The sequence below is a fragment of the Bariatricus sp. SGI.161 genome (assembly GCF_050313695.1).
Taxonomy (GTDB): Bacteria; Bacillota; Clostridia; order Lachnospirales; family Lachnospiraceae; genus JAFBIX01.
This window is the reverse complement of sequence record NZ_JBNPLX010000021.1, coordinates 1-12797: the sequence shown is the minus strand read 5'-3', so window position 1 is coordinate 12797 and position 12797 is coordinate 1. Positions and strand designations below refer to the sequence as shown.

The 12797-nt window shown below is 42.8% G+C and carries 15 protein-coding genes; 10 read left to right on the top strand and 5 right to left on the bottom strand.

The window, feature by feature from the left end; translation table 11 throughout:
* Positions 1 to 19: 19 nt before the first annotated feature.
* The 10 genes from argF to ACQRBH_RS12255 all read left to right on the top strand — a co-directional run bounded on the left by argF (position 20) and on the right by ACQRBH_RS12255 (position 9155).
* Complete coding sequence (gene argF, locus ACQRBH_RS12300) at positions 20 to 2113, top strand: ornithine carbamoyltransferase (RefSeq protein ID WP_427761942.1); 2094 nt, start codon at positions 20 to 22, stop codon at positions 2111 to 2113.
* A complete protein-coding gene (locus ACQRBH_RS12295; RefSeq protein WP_427761906.1) occupies positions 2114 to 3094 on the top strand; it encodes a biotin--[acetyl-CoA-carboxylase] ligase in 981 nt (326 codons plus the stop codon).
* The gene (locus tag ACQRBH_RS12290; RefSeq protein ID WP_427761904.1) at positions 3087 to 3416 is read left to right on the top strand and encodes a DUF6145 family protein; all 330 of its coding nucleotides are present in this window, start codon (positions 3087 to 3089) and stop codon (positions 3414 to 3416) included. The genes ACQRBH_RS12295 and ACQRBH_RS12290 overlap by 8 nt, the downstream gene beginning before the upstream one ends.
* Positions 3417 to 3498: 82 nt before the next feature.
* A complete protein-coding gene (locus ACQRBH_RS12285) occupies positions 3499 to 4269 on the top strand; it encodes a type III pantothenate kinase (RefSeq protein ID WP_427761903.1) in 771 nt (256 codons plus the stop codon).
* Between the two features lie 72 nt (positions 4270 to 4341).
* Complete coding sequence (gene dusB, locus ACQRBH_RS12280; RefSeq protein ID WP_427761901.1) at positions 4342 to 5298, top strand: tRNA dihydrouridine synthase DusB; 957 nt, start codon at positions 4342 to 4344, stop codon at positions 5296 to 5298.
* Between the two features lie 243 nt (positions 5299 to 5541).
* Positions 5542 to 6024: a transcription elongation factor GreA gene (gene greA, locus ACQRBH_RS12275; protein ID WP_235233683.1), complete on the top strand. Its 483-nt coding sequence runs from the start codon at positions 5542 to 5544 to the stop codon at positions 6022 to 6024.
* Between the two features lie 74 nt (positions 6025 to 6098).
* On the top strand, positions 6099 to 8030 hold the full coding sequence (gene lysS / locus ACQRBH_RS12270; RefSeq protein WP_427761900.1) for a lysine--tRNA ligase: 1932 nt from the start codon (positions 6099 to 6101) through the stop codon (positions 8028 to 8030).
* A 338-nt stretch (positions 8031 to 8368) separates the two neighbouring features.
* Positions 8369 to 8662: a type II toxin-antitoxin system RelB/DinJ family antitoxin gene (locus tag ACQRBH_RS12265; RefSeq protein WP_347375663.1), complete on the top strand. Its 294-nt coding sequence runs from the start codon at positions 8369 to 8371 to the stop codon at positions 8660 to 8662.
* A complete protein-coding gene (locus ACQRBH_RS12260) occupies positions 8652 to 8780 on the top strand; it encodes a hypothetical protein (protein WP_427761899.1) in 129 nt (42 codons plus the stop codon). Before ACQRBH_RS12265 ends, ACQRBH_RS12260 begins: the two co-directional genes overlap by 11 nt.
* Positions 8781 to 8861: 81 nt before the next feature.
* On the top strand, positions 8862 to 9155 hold the full coding sequence (locus ACQRBH_RS12255) for a hypothetical protein (protein WP_427743883.1): 294 nt from the start codon (positions 8862 to 8864) through the stop codon (positions 9153 to 9155).
* 250 nt (positions 9156 to 9405) lie between these two features.
* Here the strand turns inward: ACQRBH_RS12255 and ACQRBH_RS12250 are convergent, their stop codons facing one another.
* The 5 genes from ACQRBH_RS12250 to ACQRBH_RS12230 form a co-directional block, all read right to left on the bottom strand.
* Entirely contained in the window at positions 9406 to 9663 is a 258-nt protein-coding gene (locus ACQRBH_RS12250; RefSeq protein ID WP_427743884.1) for a DUF4411 family protein, read from the bottom strand.
* Positions 9663 to 9929, bottom strand: coding sequence for a DUF4411 family protein (locus ACQRBH_RS12245; protein ID WP_427743886.1), 267 nt, complete (start codon positions 9927 to 9929; stop codon positions 9663 to 9665). Before ACQRBH_RS12245 ends, ACQRBH_RS12250 begins: the two co-directional genes overlap by 1 nt.
* Positions 9923 to 11086 (bottom strand): ImmA/IrrE family metallo-endopeptidase, encoded by a 1164-nt coding sequence (locus tag ACQRBH_RS12240; protein WP_427761897.1) that lies wholly within the window; start codon positions 11084 to 11086, stop codon positions 9923 to 9925. The genes ACQRBH_RS12245 and ACQRBH_RS12240 overlap by 7 nt, the downstream gene beginning before the upstream one ends.
* Before the next feature lie 145 nt (positions 11087 to 11231).
* Positions 11232 to 12014 carry a relaxase/mobilization nuclease domain-containing protein gene (locus ACQRBH_RS12235; RefSeq protein WP_427761895.1) on the bottom strand — a complete coding sequence of 261 codons (783 nt, stop codon included), beginning with the start codon at positions 12012 to 12014 and terminating at the stop codon, positions 11232 to 11234.
* Positions 11992 to 12378 carry a plasmid mobilization protein gene (locus tag ACQRBH_RS12230; RefSeq protein ID WP_427761894.1) on the bottom strand — a complete coding sequence of 129 codons (387 nt, stop codon included), beginning with the start codon at positions 12376 to 12378 and terminating at the stop codon, positions 11992 to 11994. Before ACQRBH_RS12230 ends, ACQRBH_RS12235 begins: the two co-directional genes overlap by 23 nt.
* Positions 12379 to 12797: the final 419 nt, after the last annotated feature.

Sequence of the window (12797 nt, the reverse complement as noted above, 5' to 3'; positions counted from 1 at the left end):
GGAAAGGATGTGATGGATTCTGAGACCCATCATTGACACATCAAAAGAATATGGCCTTGTATTTGACGGCGGCGGTGCGAGAGGTGCGTATCAGATTGGCGCATGGAAAGCTCTCACAGAAGCAGGTGTTAAGATCAATGCAGTGGCAGGAACATCCGTGGGCGCATTAAATGGCGCCCTCGTTTGCATGGGAGATGTTGAGAAAGCAGAAGATATCTGGAAGCAGATGACATTTTCCACCGTTATGGATATTGATGACGCTTGGATGGAACGCTTGCTTCAAAAGGAGATGTCACTTCGAGAATTCTTAAATGAGTTAAAGATGTTGCTGAAAGACGGAGGTGTTGATATTACTCCTCTGCGGCAGCTGATTCATGAGACGATCAATGAAGAAGCCATCCGCAGAAGCGGCAAGGAATTCTGCCTGTTGACATTTTCATTGTCAGAATTTCGCGAACTGGATCTGGAGATGGAAGAGATTCCTGAAGGAATGCTGGAAGACTTTCTGTTAGCAAGCGCTTATCTTATCGGGTTTAAGAACGAACGAATCCACGGGAAGAAGTATATCGACGGCGGAGTCGTCAATAATGTGCCGCTGGGTTCGCTGGTGAAGCGAGGGTATAAAGATATCATCGAAGTGCGTATCTATGGACCGGGCCGTGAACCGCGGGTCAAAATGCCGGATGATGGCGTAAAATATGAGATCGCACCACGTGTAAAATTGGGAAGTATTATAGAATTCTCGGGAAAACGGAGCCGACAGAATCTTATGATTGGCTATTACGATGCGAAGCGGATGGTGTATGGCCTGGAGGGATTTATGTATTATCTGGAGCAGACCCATGACGAGGCGTATTATGAAGAACTCATGAAGGAGATTCGGGAGATTGAAAAGGCGGAGATTGCATTTGTGCTCAAACTGCCGCTTGGATTCTCGGATCAGGAATTATTCATGGGAATGTTGGAGGCTGCAGCAAAATTATTGCGGATTCCGAAATATCAGATATACACAGTAGACGAATTATATGATATTGTATATAAGAAATATGAAACACGAAACGATCAATTGAACCTTCCAAGGTTCGTACATGTACTAATGCAGCTGAGAAAGGAAATGAAGATGAACTTAAAGGGAAGAAATTTTTTGACATTAAAGGACTACACTCCGGAAGAGATTACATATCTGCTTGATCTGGCAGCAGATTTGAAGGAAAAGAAGAAGAATGGAATACCCGTTGATAAATACAGAGGCATGAATGTGGCATTGATCTTTGAGAAGACCAGTACCAGAACCCGTTGCTCTTTCGAAGTGGCGGCTCATGATATGGGAATGGGAACTACTTATCTTGACCCGAGCGGATCACAGATCGGCAAAAAGGAAAGCATTGAGGATACTGCACGTGTATTGGGAAGAATGTATGACGGAATAGAGTATCGTGGATATGGGCAGGAAATCGTTGAAGAACTTGCCAAGTATGCAGGCGTTCCGGTATGGAATGGACTGACCAATGAATACCACCCGACACAGATGCTGGCAGACCTTCTGACCATCCGAGAGCATTTTGGACATCTGGAAGGAATCAAGCTGGTATACATGGGCGATGCAAGATATAATATGGGTAATTCCCTGATGATTGCCTGTGCCAAGATGGGAATGCATTTTGTTGCATGTACCACAAAGAATTATTTCCCAAATGAAGAACTGGTAGAGACTTGTAAAGGTTATGCGAAAGAAAGCGGAGCTACTATCACCCTTACTGAAGACGTTGAAGCCGGTACAAAAGATGCGGATGTAATCTATACTGACGTATGGGTATCTATGGGTGAGCCGGATGAAGTATGGGAAGAACGAATCCGAGAGCTGACTCCGTATAAGGTGACTGCCGAAGTTATGAAAAATGCCGGAGAAAAAGCAATCTTCCTGCACTGTCTGCCAGCGTTCCATGATCTGAAGACCAAGATTGGAAAGGAAATCCATGACCGCTTCGGCATCGATGACATGGAAGTTACGGACGAAGTATTTGAATCCGAACAATCCAAGGTATTTGATGAAGCAGAGAACCGTATGCATACCATCAAAGCAGTCATGACAGCAACATTAGGAGAGAGATAGATGAAAGCGGAGATCTTACGCTTACTGAAAGAAAGTAACAACTATATATCCGGCCAGCAGTTATGCGATGATTTCCACGTATCACGTACAGCTGTGTGGAAGGTGATGGAACAGTTAAAAAAAGAAGGCTATCAGATCGAAGCGGTGCGTAATAAAGGATACCGACTGATTGACAGCCCGGATGTCATGTCGCAGGCTGAGATCGACAGTCTGATGAAGACAGAATGGGCCGGAAGACATACCGTCTATTACGATGAGACGGATTCGACCAACAATCGGGCCAAGGATGCCGGTGAAAAAGGGGCAGAACACGGTACGTTATTTGTGGCTGACCGACAGATTGCAGGGAAAGGCCGCCGGGGAAGAGCCTGGGAATCACCGGCAGGAAGCAGCATCTACATGACGATATTATTGTATCCAAGGTTATCCCCGATGAAAGCCCCACAGCTTACACTTCTGATGGCCATTGCGGTGGCAGAAGGAATCCGTCAGGTAACGGGTCTGGATACAGGTATTAAGTGGCCCAATGATATTGTGAGAAATGGTAAGAAGATCTGCGGAATCCTGACGGAGATGAGCACGGAGATTGATTACATCAACCATGTGGTCATCGGAGTCGGAATCAACGTGAATCAGGAGACATTTCCGCAAGACATCCAGAATACAGCGACTTCATTGAAGCTTGAGATGGGACAGAATGTGAAGCGCTCCGAACTGATTGCCGCCATAATGGAACAATTTGAAAAATGCTATGAGACATTTCTCCAGACAGAAGATCTGTCAGGAGTAAAAGAACAGTACAATTCCCTGCTTGTGAACAAAGATCAGGATGTAAAAGTACTGGAGCCTGGTAATGAATACGAGGCCCACGCGCTGGGCATCAACGAGACAGGAGAACTGCTCGTAAGATTACCCGACGGGCAGGAAAAAGTCATCTATGCAGGAGAAGTGTCTGTCAGAGGAGTATATGGATATGTATGATGAAAAAGTGGTGCTCTGCGGCGCCAATTCGTATGAAGAAAAATATTATCTGAATCCGGATTTTGACCAGCTGCCGGATACAGTCAAAGATGAATTAAAGATCATGTGCGTTCTCTACGTCCACGATGTGGGTGGAATTCTGACACTGGTCTATGAAGAAAACGGAGAACTGTGCTTCGAAGTAACGTCCGAAGAAGGCGATCCAATGTTCGACGATATCGGAAGCCAGCTCAAGATCAAGCAGCGCCAGAGAGAGAAGAAAGACTTGCTGGAAGCTCTGCAGATGTACTATAAAGTATTCTTTTTAGGCGAAGAAGTGTAGGAGGAAAGAGAACATGCTGTTTGCAGCAGTTTAGAAAGAAAAAGAACATGCTGTTAGTAATAGATGCAGGAGGAAAAAGAACATGCTGTTAGTAATAGATGTAGGGAATACCAACATTACATTGGGAGTATTCGATGGAGAAAATCTGCTTGGAACCTTTCGGATGATGACTAAGCTCCCAAGAACTTCCGATGAATACGGAATCACATTAAAAGAACTGATTGAACGGCAGGGAATTAAAAGTTCAGAGATCAATGCCGCTATTGTGGCATCTGTAGTGCCGGATATCATGCACTCCCTCGGAAGTGCAATGATCAAATACTTCGGCATCAAGCCAATGGTTGTGTCCGCCGGCATCAAGACCGGTATCCGAATCGTTACCGAGAACCCGAAACAGATCGGTGCAGACCGCATCGTCGATGCAGTGGCAGCATATACCCTGCACGGCGGCCCTGTCATCGTCATCGACTTCGGAACCGCAACAACCTACGACATCGTCGGACCAAACGGCACATTCGAAGGCGCCGTGATTGCGCCAGGTATCCGCATCTCCGCCCAGGCACTGACCGGACAGGCAGCCATGCTCCCGGCAATCGAAATCAAAAAACCAGATTCCATCATCGCCAAAGAGACCATATCCAGCATGCAGGCCGGTATCGTCTTCGGCCAGATCGGACAGACCGAATACATCGTCAGAAAGATCAAAGAAGAATCCGGCTACCTCGATGCCAAAGTCATCGCAAGCGGAGGCCTCGGCAAGATGATCGCAGCCGAGACAGATATCATCAATATCTACGATTCACAGCTCACATTAAAAGGCTTAAGAATCATATATGAGAAGAATAAAAAGTAAAAAAGAGTAAAAAGGGGACGTAGTAAAATTGAAAAGTACTACGTCCCCAATTGTAAAATGTGGTGTACCCAAATGAACATTAGAAACGTAAAAATTGACAATCCGTACATCCTTGCTCCGATGGCGGGGGTGACTGACTTACCGTTCCGGCTGCTTTGTAAGGAGCAGGGAGCGGGACTTTTGTGTATGGAGATGATCAGTGCCAAGGCACTGCAGTATAAGAATAAGAATACGAAGGCTTTGCTTGCGATTCATCCCAAGGAGTATCCGGTGTCGCTGCAGTTATTCGGCTCTGACCCGAAGATTATCAGCGAGCAGGCGAAGCGGATTGAGGAGCTTCCGTTCCAGATTCTCGATATCAACATGGGCTGCCCGGTTCCGAAGGTGGTCAAGAATGGGGAGGGATCGGCGCTTATGAAGAACCCGAAACTGGTATATGAGATTGTATACCAGACGGCGAGGGCAATTCAGAAGCCGGTCACCGTAAAGATTCGCAAGGGCTTTGACGACACTTGTATTAATGCGGTGGAGATCGCGAAGATCATCGAGGAAGCCGGAGGGGCAGCAGTGGCTGTCCACGGAAGAACCAGAGAGCAATATTATTCCGGCAAGGCGGACTGGGAGATCATCCGCCAGGTCAAGGAAGCGGTCTCGATTCCTGTCATCGGAAACGGAGATGTGACCTCTGGGGAAAAGGCGCTGGAGATGCGAGAAAGGACCGGATGTGACGGCGTGATGATCGGAAGAGGCGCCCAGGGCAATCCGTGGATCTTTCACGAACTTCTGGAATATGACAGAACAGGAAAGCTGCCGCCAAGACCTTCCAAAGAACAGATCAAAGAGACCATGTTAAGACATGCAAGACTTCAGTTGGAATTCAAGGGAGAATACCTGGGTATCCGGGAAATGCGAAAGCACGTTGCCTGGTATACCAAAGGGATGGAAGGTTCTGCCAAACTGCGGGATGATATCAACAAAGTAGAATCCTACGCAGAGCTCGAATCGCTTTTAAACGAAAGAATAAAATAGATATTTGCTAATAAAAAAACATCCTTTAACATATACTTAATCAATGCCAGAATCCATTTATAAACCTACGATAAAATATGTTGACATTGACGGGGCGTTTATGTATAATAATGGAATTGTGAAAGTCTCTTTATTTTACAAAAGAACAACATGGATGTCAGACGCGAACGATAAAGTTAAGAACAACTTTTAGCAATAAATTACCGGGACAAAAGTATTAAGAAAGAAAGGAAATGAAACACAATGGAAGCAAAGAAAAGATTACTTACTTATGCTGGTTTAAAAGCGCTGGAAGATGAACTGGAGAATCTGAAAGTCGTAAAGCGTAAAGAGGTTGCCGGCAAGATCAAAGAGGCCAGAGAACAGGGCGACTTGTCTGAGAATGCAGAATACGATGCAGCAAAGGATGAGCAGCGTGATATAGAAGCACGAATCGAAGAACTGGAAGGAATCCTTAAGAATGCTGAAGTCGTAGTAGAAGATGAAGTAGACTTTGATAAAATTAACGTTGGATGTACTGTAAAAGTATTCGATAAGACATTTGATGAGGAAATGGAATTCAAACTGGTAGGTTCTACAGAGGCAAACAGTCTGGAGGGAAAGATCTCCAATGAATCACCGGTAGGCCAGGCACTGATCGGATGTAAAGTAGGAGATACCGTAGAAGTTGAGACCCAGGCAGGTGTAATGGAGTACGAAGTATTACACATTAGCCGTTCATTATAGTTCACTGAGATGGATCGTTTCAGACTCCTCATGCCGGGGAGTCTGAATTTTAAAATAAGGAAGGAGAGGAAAACGTGGCTGATCAGCAGAAAAAAGTACAGGAACCAGATATCAATCAATTAAGAAAGGTTCGCCGTGAAAAACTGGCAGATCTTCAGGCAAATGGAAAGGATCCGTTTGTAATTACCAAATACGATGTAACCTGCCATGCAATGGACATCAAGGAAAATTTCGAGGAAATGGAAGGAAAGCATGTATCCCTGGCAGGACGTATCATGCAGAAACGTGTTATGGGAAAGGCCTCTTTCTGTAATATCCTTGACCAGAGTGGTAATATCCAGTCTTATGTAGCAAGAGACAGTATCGGAGAAGAAGAATACAAAGACTTTAAGAAGATGGATATCGGCGATATCGTAGGTCTGGAAGGTGAAGTCTTCAAGACCAAGACCGGAGAGATCTCTATCCACGCATCTGCTGTAAAACTTTTATCCAAGAGTCTTCAGATTCTTCCGGAGAAGTTCCACGGATTGACCAACACAGATATCCGTTACCGCCAGAGATATGTAGACTTGATCATGAATCCGGAAGTCCGCGATACATTTATCAAACGTTCCAAGATCGTAAGCTCCATCCGAAGATATCTGGACGGACAGGGATTCCTGGAAGTAGAGACTCCAATGCTGGTAAGCAATGCCGGAGGAGCAGCTGCAAGACCGTTCGAGACACATTTTAACGCATTGAGCGAAGACTTCAAGCTGCGTATTTCCCTTGAATTATACCTGAAGCGTCTGATCGTCGGCGGACTTGAGAGAGTCTACGAGATTGGACGAGTATTCCGTAACGAAGGTCTGGATACCAGACACAACCCGGAATTCACACTGATGGAATTATATCAGGCATATACGGATTACAACGGAATGATGGATCTGACCGAGAATCTGTACCGCCATGTAGCACAGGAAGTTCTTGGCACTACCAAGATCGTATATAAAGGCATCGAGATCGACCTCGGACAGCCATTCGAAAGAATTACCATGGTTGATGCAGTTAAGAAATATGCAGGCGTTGACTGGAACGAAGTAGAGACATTGGAGCAGGCAAGAGCACTCGCAGACGAGCATCATGTAGAATACGAAGAAAGACATAAAAAGGGCGATATCTTAAGCCTCTTCTTCGAAGAATTCGCAGAAGAACACCTGATCCAGCCGACATTCGTTATGGATCACCCGATCGAGATCTCTCCGCTGACCAAGAAGAAACCGGAAGATCCGAACTATGTAGAACGTTTCGAATTCTTCATGAACGGATGGGAAATGGCAAATGCATACTCCGAGTTAAATGACCCGATCGATCAGAGAGAACGTTTCAAAGATCAGGAAGAACAGCTTGCTCAGGGTAACGATGAAGCCAACACCACCGACGAAGATTTCCTGAATGCACTGGAAATCGGTATGCCGCCGACAGGTGGAATCGGATTCGGAATCGACAGAATGTGTATGCTGCTGACAGGGGCAGAGGCAATCAGAGATGTATTGTTGTTCCCGACCATGAAGACCATCGGCGGAGCTGAGACTAAAAAAGTGGTTGTAGCAGAAAGTAAAAAGGAAGAGACAAAGACTGCAGAAGTCATTGATTTCTCCAACGTAACCATCGAGCCACTGTTTGAGGAAGCTGTTGACTTTGATACATTTAGCAAATCAGATTTCCGTGCCGTAAAAGTAAAAGACTGTGTGGCAGTTCCGAAGAGCAAGAAACTTCTGCAGTTTACTTTGGATGATGGAACAGGTGAAGATCGCACAATCTTAAGCGGAATTCATGAGTATTACGAGCCGGAAGAACTGGTAGGAAAGACATGTATCGCTATCGTAAACCTGCCACCGAGAAAGATGATGGGCATCGATTCTTGCGGTATGCTGATTTCAGCAGTACACGAAGAAAACGGAAAAGAAGGATTGAATCTGCTTATGGTAGATAACAAGATTCCGGCAGGAGCGAAGCTTTACTAGGAAAAAATTTGTTTTAATTGAATAAATAGAGAAGAAAAAGCCGTGAAACAGAGTTTGTAAAAACTTTGCCTCATGGCTTTTGTGTGTTTATTTGGTTGGAGATGACAATTGAATGAGGCGGTCATACACCAAGACAAAATAGCTGTTGACTTCCGGCGCTTCCTGCTACAGTGGAGGCAGAACTGCTGGCAAAGGTATTGTCGAATCCGGAGATGGCAGCGTTGCTCAGCGCACCGGCCAAGGGGATGGAGTAGAAACGGTTGCAAAATCAATACAAATGAATTGAACTAGAAATGATTATGCATTATAATAATAAAAAAGAAATGGGGGAATAATGAATGGCTAGTACAATACAAGTACGTGTTGATGATGAGTTAAAGAGAAAGTCAGATCAGTTGTTTAAAGATCTTGGCACAGATACTACTTCTGCAATCCGGATGTTTTTGACACAGGCTGTTGCAAATAATGGTTTTCCATTTGAAATAAAACGGGTGGAGCATAATCCGTATGCTACCATGTCTGAAGAAATGATGTTGGAGAAACTGGAGAAATCAAGAGTATCTGCATCAAAGGGTAACTATAGATCTGCGGATGTGGTTATTGCTGATATGAGGGAAAAGTATGGAATATAAAGTAGTAGTAACAGCAGATGCCGAAGAAGACCTAAATCAATACATCAGATATTTGCTTATGGTTAAAAAAAGTGTTGCAGGAAGTTTGAAGACATGTGATAATCCTCGATTATTGTAGATAATATTTTTCATGAATTACAGGATTGTGAAAATAAAATGATTTAATTGAAAATAGGATTCTTAGGGAAGGTCATTTACTGTGAAGACGATAAATGGCCTTTTTCTTATGTTTATTTTGATGGAAAGGGGAAAAGATGGCAGTGATTATGAAGGGATGTTTGATCTGTATGTGGGCAGAACCTTACAAAAAGATATCATCAACTCTATCCCAGGATACCATGATAACAAACTGGTGCAGAAAGCCATCTCCGATACGGAAAAATCATTGAGAAAAGACAGGCAGAAAAGAAAAAATCAGAGATCAAAAAGTCTGAAGAACTACAGAGCTCTCCTAAGGGCTAATTGCAGGTTCGATTCCTACAGGGAGTGTTGAAAAAAAGCGGTAATGATTAGCAGAAAATGCCATATCAAAAATCTTCGATTACCTGACCCCACTGCTCTTCGAACATCAACGCTCTTCATTCCATCCACTGTCATCACCCATCTCCACAAAGTAGTAGGGCAGAATTTCCCTATACTCCCCAAAGACAGTTTTTGAGATTAAAACGAAAGAATTATAAAAAAGAGCAAAAAAATACACCCAAGCAGTCTTTTAACTACCTGGGTGTCACATTTACCTGTTATTAAATTGTTATCTTGAGTTGACGCATCATATGGTATAAATTATGTACCTCTACATCAAAATGTTTCGCAACATCTGGTATCTTTACACGTCCACTTTTATTTTTAACATTCAATGAGCCTGCGGACTGTTCAAAAGTAATCAGCTTATATCCTTTAGCTGCTGCCGCCGCAATAAGCCATGGATCTGCAACCTCATTTCTGGCCCAATCATTCAATCCTTTTTCATTGTAAAAACCACATTCCTGAATATACTGCATTACTTCCGCAAATTTAGGGATGATTTCCGGATCAACATGATTACAGATTTCAAAATCATCTTCTCTTTCAGATACCACTGCTTTAATTCATCTTCCCCTTTATCAATCTCAGCTTTTACCATATCAAGTAAAACAATATTACCAGCTTTTATCTCATCTTCGAAAGTTTCCCAGAATGAAGGAACCAGATCATAAGCGTAGAAGAATCTTGACGCTGTCATCAATGTATTCGCATCAATCAAGAATTTTTCTGATGAATTTACCATAAAACACCTCCAAGTCCGCTTGCAACTTCAGAAAATGTTTTGCTGGTAGTATTCGTTAATCGGTAAGCTTCTGTAAAAGAAGTTCTACCACTATTTACACTTTCGCATATCGCACGTACGAAAACGCCGTCCAATTTACTGCGAGCAACTCTATAATAATCTCCACCAGAACTCTTTTCCTGTTTTGCCTGAATGTACGCTTCAATAGCATCTGCTATCACCTTATTATATACATTCTGATCAATCTTCTTATTGTCTAAAGCTCTGCGAGCAATGACACTACCGCTGCAACGGAACATTCTGGCAAGTTCCTTAATCTTTTCATGTGTATCATCATTTGTATTGTTATTCCATTTTTCAAGAAACACTGTTTTTGGTACCATTAATTCTCCCGCAACTGCATTACAAGTAACTTCAATAGGTTTTATTCCGTTTGCAGAATATCTTCTGTCATTGTACAAATCGTTTTCTCCAATCCAAAGATGTACAACTTCATGGAACAAAGAAAACAATCTTCCACCTGCAGAATCAGCACCATTTATAAATATCAGTGGAGCCCATTCATTTACCATTGCAAATGCTCTAAATTCATTTACATCCAATGCACGATGGGTATTTTTACCAACAATGCCATTCATCATTACAACAATTCCGCATTCTTCCAGAAGTCCTCTTACCTTATTGAATGCTTCAGAAGGATTTCCACAATCCTTATACCATTCAACATTAAGCCCAAGATCCTTACGAATTGTATCTGCGATTACACTTATATCCGTAATCCCCTTTAAGCTTCCAATAACACTAATAGTATCGTAATTCCATTCTTTACGATAATTAACCATCCACTCCTGAACAGCTTCCATTTCATGAATAGTATCTATCAAATTTCGGCTCGGATTTGTCAATTCTATACTATCAAGTGTTCTGTATTCCAATAAACTAATCTGCTCAACTGGTGGTGTCTGTAAAAAGAAATAACCTAACGGAATATGAGATTTTTTGCTAAAATCTTCTATCTGATTAAAAGTCGGACTCTTCGTGCCATCAAGCCAATGCTTAATATTTTCTACAAGTTTTGTGCCCAACTTTTCTTCGCTGGTCTGGCTAAGTGCCCAACTAATAATCGCCGGTTGTATATTCACATTTACTGTTGGCATAATTCGTCCTCCTTTCGTCCATAGCTAATTATAGTATATCAAAAATTATCAAAAATCACTACTTTTTTATGGATTTCCAAAAATTTTCTATAGAAAATCGATATCTTGTCAGGCAGACGGATTACATTTCCGACTGCCATATTGACTAAATCAAATGATCCTGAATATAAATCAATGGATCTGCATGATAATCGAGATTTGCAACATTTTCCGTCCTGTGAGAACTTTCATGTGGACGAACTTTGCTGACTGAATGGTTCTGGAATTGCTGTTCCAGATATGCTTTTCCATAGTTGGCTCCCAGAGATTCTGCAGAGATTGTTATTTTTGCAGGTGCCGGAGAGAGGAGATCCACCTGATGAAGTCCTTCACGGTCACACATCTCCATGACTTCCTTCTTCAAATGATTCAGAAATCTTGTTGTGGACCGGTGCTTAAATCCGGCTTCATGCTCATGGGGCTTGCCCATGTAATCCTGCCGGTCAACTGCATATTTTCGAACACTGTTAATGACAATATGGGTATGAATGTTACCGGAGCCATTATGCCCATCCGTATGAGTGACGACCAGTGCCTGATAACCAGGAAAGTATTTTCTGGCAAAATCCAGACATAGTGCCTGTGCCTTTTCACCAGTGAGTCCACATTCTGTTGCGTCAGCAGGGTCAAAACTGATGATGTAATGGTGGCTTTTGATATCCCCTCTTTTTTGATTTTTGTGAAAAAATGTATTTGTCTTCTCACACTCTTTGTCAAAAGACATTGGGTCGCAAAGCAGTCCGTCCATATAGAATTCTTCTCTCAACACTTTTCTACCGGAATCATCCAGAAGCGGTTTTCCTGTTTTTTCATTGTGCTGAAAAAGCAGATATTCCAGTGCATCGGAATAATTCGCATTTCTGCTTTTAATGTGTTTGATGATGGCCATGCAATTCACCTGCCATTCGTAATACTTCTTTTCTTAAGGAAAACAGATCAGAGATACACTGCCGGATTTCATCTTTCATTTCCGCAGAAATTTCCCCGCCAGTGTTAAAATATCTTGCAATCTGATTGAGGTTCGATCCGATTTTTCCATATTCATTGACCAAATGTCTTAGTTCATCCATGTCAGCTACAACTTCGATCCTGTTTGTAATTTCCTTTTCAAAAAGTAATTTTCTCAAATACTCCGATCTGGAGATGCCAAGCATGGATGTCCCTTGATCTAAAAGAGCCATCTCTGCATCAGTAAGTCTTACAGCTACAAAATGTGGATGTGTAACATCTTTCCTTTTATTTGTTCTCTGCATATTCCTCCTTTCCATCGAAATGATTCATCACATAGTGATGTCAACATAGTTATAAATGGCTGTCCCTTCCATTTGTGCCTATGTTGCTGCGACCACTTTTTCAGTGGAAGCCAGAAGACATCTGTGATGTCGAAAACGAGGGCATGGGGCGCTGCAGGTCCGGTGGACCTGCGTTTAGCGCGGACCGTAGTGGAACGAAGACCGGAATCCCCATCAAGATGAAAACCCGTAAGTGGAACAGTTGCCAAAATGGCATTACTGTTAAACACGGGTGGATCTTGCTCTTAGAAAAAGAACCTCTCACTTATATGGGAAAAGAGAGCCCCTTATACAACATGGAAATGAAAAAACCTCGCTATGGTAGAAATATGATTTTGTTGATATAATCAGAGTGTGAAATGATTTGACGTGGAGGAATA